Raw genomic sequence first — 16,185 nt, 5'->3', positions numbered from 1 at the left:
TTGAACCGAATAATCGACTCCAAACGCTCAGCTCCGAACCCCAAACTTATTTTCTCTGCAGGTTAGCTAAAATTGTTTTTAAAATATGGCGCGTTGCCGGCGACCACCATTGTGCTAACATTTTTTCTAAAGTAGCAGATTGATCTGCAGTTACAGCATCTATTAATTCCTCGCGGATATTTAATTTGCTTTGCGACCAGGTATTGCTTTCGAGCTCCATGTATTTCTTAATCTTACGCTCGGCAGCAGTTAACAAACTTTCATTTCTTACCAGTTCATCAACCAAACCAACCTTCAAAGCTTCCTCTGGGCTATAAAGTTTACCGGAAAGCAAACTACGACTGGCTTCGGCCTTTCCTAGCCAAAACGCATACAATTGAAAAATACTATTCGGCACAATAATACCTACCGGAACCTCATTGAGGCCAATAATGTATTGTCCTTCTGCCATAACACGGTAATCGCATGCTAAAGCCATTACGCATCCACCGGCTGGGCTATGGCCACTAATTGCGGCTACCATCGGTTTTTTAAACGAAACCATATTGGCGGTGAAACCCAAAAACAATTGCCAGAAAGATTTGGCCTCTTCTTCGTTATAGTTATAAAGTTCTACTAAATCCAGTCCCGCAGAAAAGAAAGGTGCTGTTCCGGTTAAAATTACACCGCCAATGTTATCATCGGCAGTAATATTTTTAAGCATATCGTCAAGCTCGGTAATCAACTCACGGTTTAGGGCATTCGATTTCCCTCTATCTAAGGTGATGGTTGCCAGGCGATCTTTAACACTTACTTTTATTGTATTCATATTTTAAATAGTATCAAGATTTGAATATTTAGTATCAAGGTTTAAAGTATCGGTTATTAAGATAAATAAAACCGCAGCATAAGCTATGCATGCATACTAATTCAAATTTATCTATTTTTCTCTATTTAACATCATAAGTGTAAACTTTTCTTGCCAAATGCCCTACTGCGTCTATTCCTTCTATTACTATGCGATAGGTTCCCGGCTCGTCTGCATTATAAAATTCGAATTGGGCTTTTCCATCTTTATCTGCAACAACCTGAGGGTTCCAATAAATAGTTGTTCTTAAATCAGTCCTGCTGCTTGAACTTTCCGCATCATATTTTGGCGAATAAAACTCTCTTGAAATCGTAAATCCTTGTGGATTAAAGGTTACAATACCTGGGGCATAACGAGCGGTACTTCTACCCCCATCACCACGTTTAGTCGTAATGATAATTACACCTCCACCACCTTGCGAACCATAAATTGCCGTATTGCCGATGCTTTTTAAAAGCTCAATAGATTCTACATCGTTAGGATTAACATTATCCAGGAAATCGGCTTCCATTTGCATGCCATCAACAATAATATTAATAGGTTGATTTTGACTACGCATTAAGTATGGCACGTTACCTCTAAATATTACCCCAGGCAGCCTACCTTGTAAACATTGCGATAAGGTAACACAAGTGGATAACTGATCAGCTGTCATCACAAAATCGGCTCTTCCTGCACCGTTGAGGTTGGATGAATTTTTCGCTGGATTTTTCTTCTCTGTAATGGTTACTTCTTCGAGTTTAATGGTCCGCTCCAGCAAGCCTAAGCGGGTCATCTCATTAAAATAGTTATCACTTTCTTTAATATACTTCATCAAAGTATTATTCACATTGATATCTATATCGGCTCCATTTTTATTCTTGGTTACAATCTGCCCAGGAACGATATCGAGATTAATATCTACAAACTTCCGTTCTGTTTTAGTTCTAGCCTGAACCACAAATTTTGTACTATCACCAAAACTTAAATTATCGAAAACAAATTTTCCTTCCGCATTGGTTACCGTATCTAAAATATATACTGTTCCTTTTGTAGCCATGAGCATTACTTTGCCGCCAGGTACAGGCTTATTACCTTTTGTTACTGTTCCGCTAATGGTAATAGATTGCTCGGGCTTATAGGTAATATTCGGACCGATATTATTGATGATATTTTTCCAAAGAAACCTCCTCCAGCCCTGGGTAAGCATTAAGTTATCGAGTTCTTTTTGTGTTTGAAGGTCATCCTTTAAAAAATAATGATTGGGTTTTTCTACATACCCGGTCAAATCAGAGGTAAGTAACAACGAACTGAGGATATTCGACTCGTTATTTTCATCAGGCGTTACTTTTGCAGCATTGGTAACAGCAACCGAAAAACTACCTAAAACGGGCTTATTATCATTAGTCGCATTGAAAGTAAAAGCTGATTTTCCTCTTTTTGAGCCAGAAACTCCCGATGCATTTAGCGATACATCGATTAAGTCGGCCTTGTTATTAATAAAAACTAAACGTTCTGCAATAGGTTGGTTGCTGCTCGAAAATAAAGTAAACTGAACAATGCCAGTTGGTAGGTTCTTTTTTGGAATATTGGCCACTAGTACCTGTTTATCCATTTTAGCTTTCGAACCATAGTATACATTGCCACCATGCTGAGCAACAACTTTTAGCTCATCGCTATTCACAAGATCGGCACTGGCCATAATTTTAACCACCACTTTACCTGTATCTAAAGCATTAACAGAAAGTGCATAACCACTTTTAACGGCTACAGGTAACTTCACCGTTTTTTCTGATCCATCCTTAAATTTAACTTTTGCCGAATATGATTTCCCGGCCTGATTGTTAAACACAAAGTTACCCATACCTAAATAATTGGTGGCAAAGTTGGTCACTTCATTACCCCCGTCATCTACTATAGTTCCTTCTACATCCTCACCGCGGCCATCGGCATTAACAGCTTTAATGGCAACTTTTTGCGGCAATTCTTCAACAAGCGTTCCCCCTTCTGGGATAAACTGTACATCAACATTGTTAGATGTCGAGGTGATTGGGATAGATTTGATTACTTTTTGTTTGTTATCTAACGCGATAGTAGCAATAATCTTCCCCGATTTATTCTGGAAAGATTGATTGTTTGTAAAGCTAATTAGGGCATCACCTGTTAAACTTGTTTTAACTTTACCTTTTGCAACGCTACGATAATCTAACTGAACTTCATAACTTACTTCATTTTCACTGTAGGCTATACCATTTTTATCTTCAAAATGAACTGTTGCGGTTACTTTATCAGCATTGTTCTCCTTGGTAAAACTGTAAGAAGTTTTTGTAAAAACTTTGTTAGCCCAGCTATTTCCGATCTTAATTGTCTTATCATAAAAGAATTCGGTGCCAAAATTCCTCATGTAATTGGTATAGGCCCTAATTCTATAATTGCCCTCTCCAAGTGAATCTGTTAACTTAAAATCGCCCCAGGTAATTCCGCCCATAATGGGCAATTTAATCAGTTTTTTTAGCGAATCTTTTTCATTGATCAGCTCCACATACAGGATCTTGCTGATGCCTGAAGGAGCCGAATTCTTGGTATTTACCACATAGGCTTTGAACCAAATATCGTCGCCAATGGCATAATAAGGCTTATCTAAGTGAAGGTGAACTTTTTCTTGTGGATATTTACTGGTGTAATCGTCGAGTTTTTGTAAGAGCTGACTAAATGGATCATCATCCATTTTAAACGCAGCAAAAACAATAAGTAGAGATAGAAAACTGATTGCGAGAGTAATTTTGAGTTTCATGTGGTTAGGTAACAAATAAATACGTGTCAAGGTACAAAACCTAAGGCATACTTTTATGAAGTTACCATGAAAATTGACAAGGCTGAGCCATCCATATTTAAGAACCCTCATGCAATAACTGTAAATGTAGTTTTAAAGCCTCTTTAAATTTAGGGAGATCTATTTATATTTTTGAGAAAAGAACCGCTGTTCAATAAACCCGACAGCAGCGGCGGCTCCCGATTTTCTATCAGGACCACAGCGAATGGCGGGACTACAGCAGCCACAGCACACTAGCTTTCATTTCCAAAAACAAAAAAATTCTTTCACCCTACTGATTTGGAAATGAGGGGTTCTGATCTACTTGGCCTCACCAGCCCCGCTTTTGTTTCTGCCGATCGAAAAAATCGGCATTCACGACAATCGGGTTTAGAAACAATGTTTAGTGCCCCAGAAAACACCCCCTTGTTAATAAACCCGACAGCGGCGACGGCTCCCGATTTAAGCACCGGTTTATGTTACATTTTGGTGTGCTTGCTTGTTTCACAGGTTTCTATCGGGACCACAGCGAATGGCGGGACTACAGCAGCCACAGCACACTAGCTTTCATTTCCAAAAACCAAATAAACTCTTTTATTCTAAGCGATTCGGATAGTCTGTATAACTTAATTTTAATGCAAAGAAGGCACTTATCACTAGAACTTATTTTTCCACATCATGCTTTCTACGGGCCTGGTGGTTTTATTGTTGTACTTAGCGTTACCTTTTGAATTGTACATCGTTTCAATCTTACCTTCAACCACAAAATAAATCAATTGGCCAATAGGCATTCCTGCATAAATTTTCACAGGTTGCGCTACCGATATTTCTAATGTCCAGGTATTACAAAAACCAACATCACCCTTACCTGCTGTTGCATGGATATCGATACCTAGGCGGCCAGTGCTGCTTTTCCCCTCTAAAAAAGGCACATGCCCGTGCGTTTCAGTATATTCTACAGTAACACCAAGATATAGCGTGCCTGGATGAAGGATATATCCATCTTTAGGAATTTCAAAATGTTCGATTTCGTTGTGCGCCTTAGCATCAAGCACACGGCTTTTATATGTAGCCAGGTATTTCCCTAAATGAACATCATAAGAGTTGGTCCCTAAACATTCGCGTTTAAAAGGCTCAATGATGATTGTTCCCTTCTCAATTTCTTCTAATATCCTGCTATCAGATAATATCATTTTTATACGTATTTTTGGCCTAAATTATCATTTATTTAAGATAATTTTGCATGTAATCTCCAATTTAATCAATGCCAATAATTTACAATAAAAATATTGATCAGCATTCTGTTTTAGCAATTTGGAAAATTGAGGAAACGGAAGAAGAGTTGTTGGCCGGACTGCAGCTTAAGCAGCATGAACGTGATATTATTTCGTCGTTAAATAGTGGCAAGCGGTTGTTGCATTGGTTAAGTACCAGATTGCTATTAAGAACAATGCTGAATACAACTGAGTATATCGATTGTCAGTTTGATGAACATGGAAAGCCCTATCTGGTTAATTCAGACTATCATATTTCGTTAAGCCATTCTTATGATTATGCTGCTGTAATGATTAGCAAAGATCATCCTGTTGGTGTTGATATTGAACTAATTAAGCACAAAATAAAAAGCATTAAACACAAGTTTTTAAACGACGTAGAGCTTGCCCAAAAACAGATTGGAGATAATACTGATGGCTTATATGTAGCATGGTGTGCTAAAGAGGCCATTTATAAGTGGCATGGGAAAAAAGGTTTAGAATTTAAACAGCATATCCATATTAAACCTTTTAAGCTAAAAAACGAAGGCTCATTAAATGCATTGGTAGAACTGCCAACAGGTACACGAGAGCTGACCGTTAATTACTTTAAAACTAAAGATAGTTACATGTTAGGCTATGTAGCCAGCAATTCTTAAAATAAATGGAGATGAACGAGACAGCGGAAAAAGCAATTGCAATAGGTTTAGTGCCAACTACTTTTACAGACTGGGGCTTAACAGACTACCAGGAAGCCTGGGATAAACAGGAAGATTTACTAAATAAAACGGTGGCCATTAAAACAGAAAACCGAGTAAACAACACCAATAAGCCTACCCCAAACCATCTTATATTTTGCGAACACCCACACGTGTACACTTTAGGTAAAAGCGGGCATCCTGAAAATTTATTATTAGATGAGCAGGGATTAAAGGATAAACATGCAACCTATTATAAGATAAACCGGGGTGGCGATATTACCTATCATGGTCCCGGACAGATTGTGGGTTACCCTATTCTTGATCTTGACAATTTCTTTACTGATATCCATTTATATTTACGCACACTGGAGGAAGCCGTTATCCTTACCTTAAAAGATTATGGGATAGAAGCAGGCCGTTATCCTGGTTTTACAGGTGTTTGGTTAGATGCCGATAACGAAAAGGCACGCAAGGTATGCGCCATGGGTGTTCGTTGCAGCCGCTGGGTTACCATGCATGGTTTTGCATTTAATGTAAATGTAGATTTAGATTACTTTAAAAATATTGTGCCCTGCGGGATAGATGATAAGGCTGTAACTTCTTTAGCAAAAGAACTGGGTTATAACTTAGACATGGAAGAAGTAAAAGCAAAGTTAAAAAACCACATTGCCAAACTTTTTAAAATGAAGCTTATTTAACAGGCAGAATAAAACTAAGTCGAATATTACTTCGTAAAGTAAACTATGAAGATTTTATTAAGCGCCATTTTATTTTCTTTCTTAACTTCGGGCTGTACAAAACAACAGCCCATGCCCATTGAACCAGTTATTGATCGAACAACAGCTTCACCAAATGGCGAAGGTAATTTTACTTACCTAGCTCTCGGCGATTCTTATACCATTGGCCAATCGGTTAAACAGGCAGAATCTTTCCCTTATCAGCTTCAAAGCCTGTTAAAAGCCAAAAGTAAAAGTGTAACAAACCCAAAAATTATTGCGGTTACCGGCTGGACTACCGATGAACTTCAATCTGCCATAAAAAAAGAGAATTTAACCGGAACCTATAGCTTTGTTACACTTTTGATCGGTGTAAACAATCAATACCGCGGCTACCCAATAAATACCTATAAAAAAGAGTTCGCAGAATTGTTACAAACGGCAATTACTTTTGCCGGTGGCGATAAAAGTAAAGTTTTTGTGGTTTCTATTCCCGATTGGGGTGCTACTCCTTTTGGTAGAAACTCAGGCAGAGATCCTCAAACCATTGCCGCCGAAATTGACAGTTTTAATGCGGCAAATCAAGAAATCACCCTTGCAGCGGGTGTAAACTATACGAATATAACGCCTGCGTCGAGAAAGGCAACAACCGATATTGCGCTCGTTGCCGACGATGGACTGCATCCCAGCGGTAAAATGTATGCCGAATGGGCCGAAGCTTTATCAGCAAAAGTGGCCAATGTGTTGGAATAATTTAACCTCTTATTTATTCTGTTTTTAAATTAAAAAAATTACTTTAGATCAACTATTTAAATTAATCACCTTTTAAAAACAGAAAAAATTATGAATGAGTATGAAGGAGGCGGATTAGCCGCAGGTATTGGGCTGGTAGGCGGAATTATTTACCTGGCAATAATTGTTGTTGCGATTGCTGGGATGTGGAAAGCCTTCGAAAAGGCTGGTAAACCAGGTTGGGCAGCAATTATTCCGATCTACAATTTGATCATTTTACTAGAAATCGTTGGCAAACCAATGATCTGGATTCTATGGCTAATTATCCCTTGTGTAAACATTGTATTTGCAATTTGGCTTTACAATTTAGTAAGTAAAAGCTTTGGGAAATCAGAAGGCTTTACTGTTGGTTTAGTTATACTTCCATTTATTTTTTGGCCAATTTTAGGTTTTGGCGATGCTAAATATTTAGGTCCATCGGCAGCAGAAGCACAAAATGGCGGTTTTGGTAACAACCCTTTCAATAACCCAAATAATCCATTTAACAAACCATTCGGTAATCAAGACACTCCAAACGATACTCCTCCACCAGTAGTATAATTCAAGGAATGTTTATCATATTTATATTTTGCAGCTTAATCAACTTTGTTGATTGGCTGCAAAATCATTTAATCACCTGCCCATTTAAAGCCTTAACAGGAATCGACTGTCCAGGTTGTGGCTTTCAAAGATCTTTTATCGCCCTTCTTCAAGGCGATTTATCAAAAAGCTGGTCGCTTTATCCACCTACTATCCCGCTATTGTTTTTATTTATCTCAGCTGGCTTATTGTATAAGTTCCAGATCAAGCAACGTTCCTTTATTTTTAGAATATTGGTTATCGTAATCGGTAATTTTACACTGATCAGCTATTTTCATAAAATGTTCTTTAGCTAAACACTCATATTGGCTGTAAGGTGATTATAATCCTTTAATACTGCCTCTAAAAACTGTAACTCGTTCATCCCGCTAGGGATAGTTACAAAAATATGTTCTTTGGTCTTGCCTGCCATGGCATAAATCAGGTCGGCATTTCCCGTTTGGTAATATCCAGTTAACACTTCGTGTATCAGTTCTATATCTCTATCATTTAAATGCAAAACCTCTTTAAACTGCGGTTCATATTCTTCAGGCAAATTAAAACTGAAGGCCACATTAGAAAATTCAGTTCTTGGTTTAGTTTTAATCAGCGTTGTTTTAGCCAGTATATCGCCCAATCGTTGATGGTTTTTAGTTATCGCTACAGAAACCAGCGCAACAACGCCCCAGCCAAAGGGGAAACCGAAATCAATTATCCGAAATAACCACCTAGAAATATACTGCCCAATAGTGGGTTGTGTGCCATCGATGCTTATTACCTTTATCTTTAATACTTTCTTTCCCAAAGTTTGGCCATCCATAGTGATTTCACAAACCAGGTCGTAGAAAGCAAAAATTGCCAAGAAAATAAAAAAAACAACCATGGCTGCACTTCCCGACATTGCCATTTGTGCGGCACCCATTACCACTAAGGTAATTACAGCGAGGATTACAAATCCAGCCAAATCGATACACCTTGCGGCTATACGCTCGCCAAGGCCAGCAATTTCGTAATCAATATCAATATTTTGAGCAGTGCTAATTCTGATGCTATCCATATTCAAACATAATTTTTTTTAAAGATAATAGCTGTAGGCCGATCTTTATTTTTTTAAACTAAAGTTTTCTTATATTTTCATATTTAGTTTGTTCATCTATGTATCTTTGTTCAGATTGGTTAAACGATTTGAAAATAATGTTGGTTTCATTTCTATAAAAAATTAGCTATTTTAACCCGAGATTTGGTAAGGCCTTTAAATGAGAGAAGCATTATTTGTTAAACAGAATTCGAAGAAGTGGCAACATTATGATTCCATGCAACAGGCAAATCCTGATGAAGTGGCCAATCAGTTTATCGAAATCACTAACGATTTGGCTTACTCAAAAACGTTTTATCCAAATTCGAAAACCACAGCCTATCTCAATGGCTTAGCCTCTAAATTACATCAATCCGTTTACAAAAACAAAAAGGAAAAATCGAACCGGTTTATCCATTTCTGGAAAACAGAACTCCCCTTAATTTTTCTACAACACAGAAAACAGGTATTTTATGCACTGGCATTTTTCTTGGTTTCTTGTGCCATTGGCGCTTTATCAGCCAAATACGATGATACCTTTGTGCGATTGATTATGGGCGATGGTTATGTGAATATGACAAACGAAAACATTGCCAAAGGTGATCCGTTTGGGGTTTATAAACAGCCTAATGAGTTGATGATGTTTATGCAAATTGGAGCTAATAATATTTATGTTGCGCTATACACCTTTGTTTTGGGCATTATATTTTCATTTGGCTCTATCGTTTCATTATTCAGAAATGGAGTGATGCTCGGCTCGTTCCAATATTTCTTTTTTAGTAAAGGCTTGGGCTTTCAATCGGTTCTGGTTATTTGGATTCACGGAACATTAGAAATATCGGCAATTGTTTTGGCAGGCGCGGCTGGTTTAATCTTAGGCAATAGCCTTTTATTTCCCAAAACCTATACCCGTATGGCTTCTGTAGTAAAAGGGACCAAAGATGGATTAAAAATTGTAATTGGCCTGATACCAATTTTTATCGTTGCAGCATTTTTTGAAAGTTTTGTTACGCGACATACTGAAATGCCTTTATGGTTAAGTATGCTCATTTTATTATCTTCTGCAGCATTCATTATTTGGTATGTATTTATTTACCCCATAAAAATCTACAATAAACAAGCAACACTAAATTAACATGCTAGGGAAAATTGAATTTAAGAAAAGAAGAGATTTCGGACAGGTGATCAACGATACCTTTACTTTCATGCGTCAAAATTTTAAGCCCCTCATTAAAATTTATTTTACGTTTTGTGGTTTATTTGTGCTGGCGAGTATGTTAACCATGTTATTGCAACAATACAAAATGGTTAACATTATCAATACCATTGGTAATGGAAAAAACACTTCTGGGCTCGGGTTTTCAAACATATATGGATTAGAATATTTCTTATCCATTTTATTCTCTTTGGCAACCTATGCCAGTATGAGTGTTGCCATACTTTCTTATATCGCCATTTACGTGCAGAAAGGTAACCAAACACCAACCATAGATGAGGTTTGGGGATACTTTAAGTATTACTTCTTCAGGCTATTTGGCAGCTCTATTCTATTAATTATCCTGTTATGTATTGCCTTTATGTTTTGCCTTGTACCTGGCTTCTGGCTATTCCCCTTTATTGCCATGATGTTCCCAATAATGGTAATCGAAAATGGTTCATTAGGTTATTCATTTAACAGGAGCTTCAAAATTATCAAAGATAATTTCTGGATTACATTTGGCACACTGATCGTGGTATGGATTATTGTTTATGCCTGTATGAGCATGATCATTTTACCTACAACTTTATTTAATATGATTGGTATGTTTACGCATAAAACCCCACACATGTCAGTAACTCTTACCATGATTACAACTGTTTTGCAGTCATTGTGCCAGGTGTTTACCATCATCCCCATCATTACCATTTCATTGGCCTATTTTAGTTTGGTTGAACAAAAAGAAAGCACCGGCTTAATGGAAAGGATTTCTAACTTTGGCAATACCGAAAAACCTACAGACACCAGACCTGAAGAATATTAAAATGCAGCCTGCACTATTCCGATATCTTCTTGTTTCTCTTTTGTTTTTTATTCCGGTAATCAGCAAAGCACAGACTGTTAAGCCTAAACCTGTAACTACTATAATTAAAACAGATAGCAGCAAGGTTGTGGCATCAAAATTTGATAAAGAGGCCATAAGCAATTACAGAGAGCAAAAAGAGTTTCAGTACGACGAAATAGGTCAACAACAGTTATCGCTTTGGGATAAATTTTGGTTATGGTTTTGGGATATAATTGGCGAGCTGTTTCAGGGAGCGGCATCTAACATTTTTTCCAGGTATATTTTTATCGGACTTGGTGTTGCGCTAATCCTATTCATTATAATCAAAGTTATTGGTGCTGAAAAAATCTTCACTAAAAAATCAAAAGAAACAATCCTTTCATACGATGTAATTACCGAAAACATCCACGAGATAGACTATGAACAGGAATTACAAAGATTAGTTGCCGAAAGAAAATTCCGTTTAGCAGTTAGGCTTTTGTACTTGAGGGCATTAAAAAAATTGAGTGATGCCGAAATTATCCAATGGCAACCCGATAAAACCAATTATAATTATTTAATGGAAATCAGTAAGCCAGAGCTTAGAAACGATTTTAGCCAACTTACCCTACAGTTCGATTATATCTGGTATGGCGATTTCCCTATCGATGAAGTGAAATTCGACCCCATTAACCAATCGTTTAACCAGTTTAACAATCAGATTAAATGAAAGGCTACAAATTATATCTGATTATCGGTTCCATTCTAATCTTGGGTTATTTAATTGCGCAGTATAACAAGCCAACGCCTACAAACTGGGCACCAACCTATGCCACTAAGGATAAAATCCCTTACGGAACATATATCTTATACAATAGAATCAAAGATATTTTACCATTGGCAAGTATTCAACAGTCCAAAACTGCCGTTTACACCACTTTAAAATCTAAAAAATTCAATAAAACCGCTTATATAATCGTTGCGCAAAAAACAGATATTAGCAAAACTGATCTTGAACAGTTGATAAAATATATGCAAGCGGGTAACGATGTATTTATAGCCACTTACGATTTAGGAAAAATAAGGAAGGAACTTAAAGTGCAAACTTCTACCGCAATGGCTCCTGAAGGAAGTATCTTAAATTTCACCAATCCAGAATTAAAAACTGATGCGAACTATGGTTTTGAAAGAGGCATTGGCAGCCAGTATTTCAGTAAAGTTGACACCAGTAAAACCACAATACTTGGGGTAAATGGTAATAATAGGCCAAATTTTATCCGTTATAACTATGGCAAGGGTAATCTTTACCTGATTGCCGAGCCAGGCTTTTACACTAATTTTAATCTGCTGGATAAATATGGCGCAGAATATGCCGCTAAAACCTTGAGTTATTTGCACGGAAATAAGCAACTCATTTTTGATGAATATTTTTCTGCGCAAAAGAACACCACTACCGACATGCTCAGGGTATTCTTTAAACATCCTGAACTGGAGTTTGCATACTATCTGGCCATATTTAGTTTGATAATTTTTGTCTTATACGACATTAAGCGCAGGCAAAGAATTATCCCAATCGCCGATCCGCTTACCAATTCTTCATTGGCTTTTGTTAATGTAGTTGGTAGCGTTTATTACCACGAACGCAACAATCTCGATATAGCCTTAAAAAAGATCAATTACTTTATGGAGTACTTAAGGGCCAGGTATTACCTAAAGACCAACGATATCGACAGCAAATTTGCTCAGGTACTAATGGAGAAAACAGGCATTAACGAAGCCCTGGCCAAAACCCTGACCAAACATTTTATCCAAACGCCAACAATGGGCGATTTAAGCGATACACAGTTGATCAATTTAAACGAAAGTATAGAACAGTTTTATAAAAATACGCAAAGCAATGGAACAAGAACAGTTTAACCCACGTACCGATTTAAGCGCCTTAAATGAAGCTGTAAATCAGATCAGAAATGTACTTGGAAATATCATTATCGGCCAAAAACAGGTTATTGATTTCTTAATTGTTGGTTTGCTTGCCGACGGGCACATCTTAATTGAAGGAGTACCTGGTGTAGCCAAAACGCTGAGCGCTAAATTGCTGGCAAAATCTATTGATGCACAATTTTCGAGGGTTCAGTTTACCCCCGATTTAATGCCATCTGATGTTTTAGGAACCCCAATATTTAACACCAAAACAGGAGATTTCGAATTTAGAAAAGGTCCTATTTTTGGTAATATTATTCTGGTTGATGAGATTAACCGTGCGCCGGCAAAAACCCAATCGGCTTTGTTCGAGGTGATGGAAGAGCGCCAGGTAACCATTGATGGACACACCTATATCATGGATGAGCCTTTTATGGTATTGGCCACACAGAACCCGATTGAGCAGGAAGGAACATACCGCCTGCCTGAAGCACAATTGGATAGATTTTTATTCAAAATAGAGGTTAAATACCCTTCACTTGAGGAGGAAACCGCAATTTTAATGGCTCAGCACACCTTAGTTAATAAAACATTATTAAACGAAGTAAAACCAGTATTGTCTGTTCAACAGATACAAGAGGCTAGAGCAATCATCCGCAATTTGTTTGTAGAGCCAAAATTATTGGAGTTTATCGCTAAAATCGTAAACGAAACCCGTAACAATTCGTCACTTTACTTGGGCGCTTCGCCAAGGGCATCTTTATCAATTGTACACAGTGCAAAAGCTTTCGCTGCTATTCAAAACCGCGATTTTGTTACACCTGAAGATATTATTGCAGTTGCAGGCCCAGTATTGGCTCACAGGATATTATTATCACCTGAAAAAGAAATGGAAGGATTAACCACAAGCGACATTGTTAACCAGATTATTAAAAAAATCGAAGTACCTAGATAAGTCCGAAGTCTTGAGTCAGGAGTCCGAAGTCGTATTTAGTGTTAACTACTTTAAACAATTACCCATACATTGAAAAAATTCTTTCAGCAATATTATAACAATCTATTCCTAAGCGATCGCTTATTTGCGGTTTTAGGCTTCTGTATTGTGCTCTTCTTGTTAAAGTTCTTTTTTGCATGGCTGGGCGATATCCCTGAAATTGCCACTGGGGTCGTTTTTGTTCTATTTTTTATCGATATTTTTATTCTATACCGAAATACCAAGGGAATTGAAGCCAAAAGAATTACCTCGAAACGTTTGAGTAATGGCGATGAAAATCCGATACAAATCGAAATCAAGAATAGTTATGGTTTTGGGGTAAATGCCAGGGTGATTGATGAGGTACCTTTTCAGTTTCAACTTCGGGATAAAGATTTTAAACTTCACCTAAAACCTGCTGAAGTAAAATCGATCCACTACAACCTGCGACCAACAAAACGTGGCGAATATGATTTTGGTTTTATTAGAGCATACGTCAGTTCACCCTTGGGATTGATTAACCGCCGTTATAATTTTGATGGAGCTAATATCCTACCTGTTTATCCTTCTTTTATTAATCTTGGTCAATACGAATTGATGGCCGCTTCACGCTATTTAACAGAATTTGGGATCAAAAAAATCAGGAAAATTGGGCAAAGTAGTGAATTTGACCAGATTAAAAATTATGTTGGTGGCGACGATATACGTACCATTAACTGGAAAGCTACTGCAAGAAAAGGCGGTTTAATGGTGAATACCTACACAGACGAGAAGTCGCAGAACATTTATTGCGTTATTGATAAATCGCGTGTAATGCGCATGCCATTTGAAGGCCTGAGCCTGCTCGATTATGCCATAAATGCTACGGTTGCACTTTCAAAGGTGGCCATGCTTAAAGAAGATAAAGCCGGTTTAATTACCATATCCGAAAATATAGGATCTATTGTGCCTGCAGATCGTAAAGCTTCGCAGCTTGGCAGCATTATGAATGTGCTTTACAAAGAAAAAACAAGATACCTGGAGAGTAATCTGGAGGCATTATATTCGGCAGTACGTTCAGTAGTAAAACAACGTGGTCTTTTGGTTTTCTTTACCAATTTCGAAAGTTTATCTGCCCTGCAAAGGCAATTACCTTATTTAAAAAGAATTGCAAAATATCACTTACTGGTGGTTGTATTTTTCGAAAATACCGAACTAAAAGAATTAAGTACAGCACCTGCAAAGGACGTAGAAGGAATTTACCACAAAACTATCGCCGAGAAATTTATCTACGAGAAAAAACTAATGGTTAAAGAGCTTAATAAACACGGCATATTAGCCATCCTTACCCCACCCCAAAAGCTTACTGTAAATGTAATTAATCAATATTTGGCGTTAAAAGCACAACAGCGAATTTAGTCATGAGTCCTTAGTCTGTAGTCCAAAGTCGGACTCATGACTGAAGACTAAGGACTTAAGACTAAAACCTATTCTTCTTCCCTAAAATACACCTTGTAAAAGTTCATCGATTTATCATCATCGTAACCTTTCTCGATCATATCTTTATTGCCGTGGATATAAATATGAAAGTTTTTATCCAGCTTTAATACGCTTTTATAGGCACGGGCTTGTTTTTTAACAGCAGATTCGGCGATTTCAAAATTATCGGCAATCGGACTTTCGTACTCTTGCTCGTAATTCTTCTTATAGTTTTTAAATGATTCAATCCCTTCGGCATTACCAATTACTTCATTACCGAATTCCTCAATATCAAAGGTTTCTTTTTCTTTGAAATACTTCATCGAGCGATTTAAGAGATCGATTTTATCCGCTTTGCTGATTTCATAATCATCATCCAGTTTCTGCGTAACAAAATTTTTATAAACCCCTAAAACATTATTGGTTTGGTTATAACTGTCGTTCCTGATTTTCAGTTTCAAGAATTCATCTTTCCAGTAAACAGCAGAATCGTTGCTACTTTTCGATTGATCCAACACCACAACTTTGTAACCTTCTTCTTTATCAACGTTAAAAATCAGGCAGCCTTTATCTAATTTATTAATACTGATAGCTTCTTGCTCGTAACTTACATTAAAGCCATCTTGCTCAGGGTAAACTTTTAAATAAGTATCTTTTGTTTCAGATTTGAAAACCCCAACCACATCCAACTGTTCGCCTTCTATCTGCACTTTTTCGAAATAAGCCACATAGAGTTCTCCCGATTTAATTTTTGGGTGATTGGCTACATCGTATAAATGTTTGGCAAGTTGCTGCGAATCTTCGTGAAAAAGTTCGTTGTTTTCGAAAATTTCATGAACGAAATGGAATACTTCGTTGAGTTCTAAATTATCATTGGGATGATAAAAACGGTAGACTTCATTTACCTTTTCGAAAGGTTTTAAGAAATACTGCATCAACAGATTTCCCAACACTTCATCATCAATTTTTAAAGGAGCATCAGATAATTTGTAATACTCTTCAAGCAATTTATTGCCTGTATGGTGGATAGAAAGTTGCTTAAGTGAAGCCTCGAAAAATGAAATCATGGGGGCAAAAATA

At 37.2% G+C, this 16,185-nt stretch carries 15 protein-coding genes and 1 pseudogene; 11 read left to right on the top strand and 5 right to left on the bottom strand.

What is annotated here, in order from left to right; all coding sequences use genetic code 11:
• Window positions 1–46: 46 nt before the first annotated feature.
• The 3 genes from EZ456_RS08045 to dcd all read right to left on the bottom strand — a co-directional run bounded on the left by EZ456_RS08045 (window position 47) and on the right by dcd (window position 4,831).
• The gene (locus EZ456_RS08045) at window positions 47–808 is read right to left on the bottom strand and encodes an enoyl-CoA hydratase/isomerase family protein (protein WP_131529014.1); all 762 of its coding nucleotides are present in this window, start codon (window positions 806–808) and stop codon (window positions 47–49) included.
• A gap of 121 nt (window positions 809–929) precedes the next feature.
• Window positions 930–3,620 (bottom strand): carboxypeptidase-like regulatory domain-containing protein, encoded by a 2,691-nt coding sequence (locus tag EZ456_RS08040; RefSeq protein WP_225876494.1) that lies wholly within the window; start codon window positions 3,618–3,620, stop codon window positions 930–932.
• A 674-nt stretch (window positions 3,621–4,294) separates the two neighbouring features.
• Window positions 4,295–4,831: a dCTP deaminase gene (gene dcd / locus EZ456_RS08035; RefSeq protein ID WP_086548704.1), complete on the bottom strand. Its 537-nt coding sequence runs from the start codon at window positions 4,829–4,831 to the stop codon at window positions 4,295–4,297.
• Window positions 4,832–4,902: 71 nt separating this feature from the next.
• On the opposite strand from dcd, the gene EZ456_RS08030 reads away from it, so the two are divergent.
• The 5 genes and pseudogenes from EZ456_RS08030 to EZ456_RS25515 all read left to right on the top strand — a co-directional run.
• Entirely contained in the window at window positions 4,903–5,550 is a 648-nt protein-coding gene (locus EZ456_RS08030) for a 4'-phosphopantetheinyl transferase family protein (protein ID WP_131529012.1), read from the top strand.
• 11 nt (window positions 5,551–5,561) lie between these two features.
• The gene (lipB, locus tag EZ456_RS08025; RefSeq protein WP_131529010.1) at window positions 5,562–6,290 is read left to right on the top strand and encodes a lipoyl(octanoyl) transferase LipB; all 729 of its coding nucleotides are present in this window, start codon (window positions 5,562–5,564) and stop codon (window positions 6,288–6,290) included.
• A 45-nt stretch (window positions 6,291–6,335) separates the two neighbouring features.
• On the top strand, window positions 6,336–7,061 hold the full coding sequence (locus tag EZ456_RS08020) for an SGNH/GDSL hydrolase family protein (protein ID WP_131529008.1): 726 nt from the start codon (window positions 6,336–6,338) through the stop codon (window positions 7,059–7,061).
• Between the two features lie 90 nt (window positions 7,062–7,151).
• Complete coding sequence (locus tag EZ456_RS08015) at window positions 7,152–7,640, top strand: DUF5684 domain-containing protein (RefSeq protein WP_131529006.1); 489 nt, start codon at window positions 7,152–7,154, stop codon at window positions 7,638–7,640.
• Window positions 7,641–7,648: 8 nt separating this feature from the next.
• A pseudogene (locus EZ456_RS25515) lies at window positions 7,649–7,795 on the top strand (DUF2752 domain-containing protein); the annotation flags it as partial.
• A gap of 176 nt (window positions 7,796–7,971) precedes the next feature.
• Here the strand turns inward: EZ456_RS25515 and EZ456_RS08005 are convergent.
• Window positions 7,972–8,715: an RDD family protein gene (locus EZ456_RS08005; protein WP_131529002.1), complete on the bottom strand. Its 744-nt coding sequence runs from the start codon at window positions 8,713–8,715 to the stop codon at window positions 7,972–7,974.
• Between the two features lie 199 nt (window positions 8,716–8,914).
• Here EZ456_RS08005 and EZ456_RS08000 point away from each other — a divergent pair, with 199 nt between their 5' ends.
• The 6 genes from EZ456_RS08000 (at window position 8,915) to EZ456_RS07975 (ending at window position 15,045) form a co-directional block, all read left to right on the top strand.
• Window positions 8,915–9,868, top strand: a complete 954-nt coding sequence (locus EZ456_RS08000; protein WP_131529000.1) for a stage II sporulation protein M — start codon at window positions 8,915–8,917, stop codon at window positions 9,866–9,868.
• Between the two features lies 1 nt (window position 9,869).
• The gene (locus EZ456_RS07995; protein WP_131528998.1) at window positions 9,870–10,754 is read left to right on the top strand and encodes a hypothetical protein; all 885 of its coding nucleotides are present in this window, start codon (window positions 9,870–9,872) and stop codon (window positions 10,752–10,754) included.
• Window position 10,755: 1 nt separating this feature from the next.
• Window positions 10,756–11,484: a DUF4129 domain-containing protein gene (locus EZ456_RS07990; protein ID WP_131528996.1), complete on the top strand. Its 729-nt coding sequence runs from the start codon at window positions 10,756–10,758 to the stop codon at window positions 11,482–11,484.
• Window positions 11,481–12,671 (top strand): DUF4350 domain-containing protein, encoded by a 1,191-nt coding sequence (locus tag EZ456_RS07985; protein ID WP_131528994.1) that lies wholly within the window; start codon window positions 11,481–11,483, stop codon window positions 12,669–12,671. Before EZ456_RS07990 ends, EZ456_RS07985 begins: the two co-directional genes overlap by 4 nt.
• Window positions 12,652–13,629 carry an AAA family ATPase gene (locus EZ456_RS07980; protein ID WP_131528992.1) on the top strand — a complete coding sequence of 326 codons (978 nt, stop codon included), beginning with the start codon at window positions 12,652–12,654 and terminating at the stop codon, window positions 13,627–13,629. Before EZ456_RS07985 ends, EZ456_RS07980 begins: the two co-directional genes overlap by 20 nt.
• 69 nt (window positions 13,630–13,698) lie before the next feature.
• Window positions 13,699–15,045: a DUF58 domain-containing protein gene (locus EZ456_RS07975; RefSeq protein ID WP_131528990.1), complete on the top strand. Its 1,347-nt coding sequence runs from the start codon at window positions 13,699–13,701 to the stop codon at window positions 15,043–15,045.
• 68 nt (window positions 15,046–15,113) lie between these two features.
• Here the strand turns inward: EZ456_RS07975 and EZ456_RS07970 are convergent, their stop codons facing one another.
• On the bottom strand, window positions 15,114–16,172 hold the full coding sequence (locus tag EZ456_RS07970; RefSeq protein ID WP_131528988.1) for a nucleoid-associated protein: 1,059 nt from the start codon (window positions 16,170–16,172) through the stop codon (window positions 15,114–15,116).
• Window positions 16,173–16,185: the final 13 nt, after the last annotated feature.

It is taken from the genome of Pedobacter psychrodurus, assembly GCF_004331735.1.
Taxonomy (GTDB): domain Bacteria; phylum Bacteroidota; class Bacteroidia; order Sphingobacteriales; family Sphingobacteriaceae; genus Pedobacter; species Pedobacter psychrodurus.
This window is presented reverse-complemented; position numbering and strand designations above follow the sequence as displayed.

Coding starts and splice junctions, on each gene's coding strand:
- EZ456_RS08045 (WP_131529014.1), bottom strand. CDS start 808: ATGAATACAATAAAAGTAAGTGTTAAAGATCGCCTGGCAACCATCACC.
- EZ456_RS08040 (WP_225876494.1), bottom strand. CDS start 3,620: ATGAAACTCAAAATTACTCTCGCAATCAGTTTTCTATCTCTACTTATT.
- dcd (WP_086548704.1), bottom strand. CDS start 4,831: ATGATATTATCTGATAGCAGGATATTAGAAGAAATTGAGAAGGGAACA.
- EZ456_RS08030 (WP_131529012.1), top strand. CDS start 4,903: ATGCCAATAATTTACAATAAAAATATTGATCAGCATTCTGTTTTAGCA.
- lipB (WP_131529010.1), top strand. CDS start 5,562: ATGAACGAGACAGCGGAAAAAGCAATTGCAATAGGTTTAGTGCCAACT.
- EZ456_RS08020 (WP_131529008.1), top strand. CDS start 6,336: ATGAAGATTTTATTAAGCGCCATTTTATTTTCTTTCTTAACTTCGGGC.
- EZ456_RS08015 (WP_131529006.1), top strand. CDS start 7,152: ATGAATGAGTATGAAGGAGGCGGATTAGCCGCAGGTATTGGGCTGGTA.
- EZ456_RS08005 (WP_131529002.1), bottom strand. CDS start 8,715: ATGGATAGCATCAGAATTAGCACTGCTCAAAATATTGATATTGATTAC.
- EZ456_RS08000 (WP_131529000.1), top strand. CDS start 8,915: ATGAGAGAAGCATTATTTGTTAAACAGAATTCGAAGAAGTGGCAACAT.
- EZ456_RS07995 (WP_131528998.1), top strand. CDS start 9,870: ATGCTAGGGAAAATTGAATTTAAGAAAAGAAGAGATTTCGGACAGGTG.
- EZ456_RS07990 (WP_131528996.1), top strand. CDS start 10,756: ATGCAGCCTGCACTATTCCGATATCTTCTTGTTTCTCTTTTGTTTTTT.
- EZ456_RS07985 (WP_131528994.1), top strand. CDS start 11,481: ATGAAAGGCTACAAATTATATCTGATTATCGGTTCCATTCTAATCTTG.
- EZ456_RS07980 (WP_131528992.1), top strand. CDS start 12,652: ATGGAACAAGAACAGTTTAACCCACGTACCGATTTAAGCGCCTTAAAT.
- EZ456_RS07970 (WP_131528988.1), bottom strand. CDS start 16,172: ATGATTTCATTTTTCGAGGCTTCACTTAAGCAACTTTCTATCCACCAT.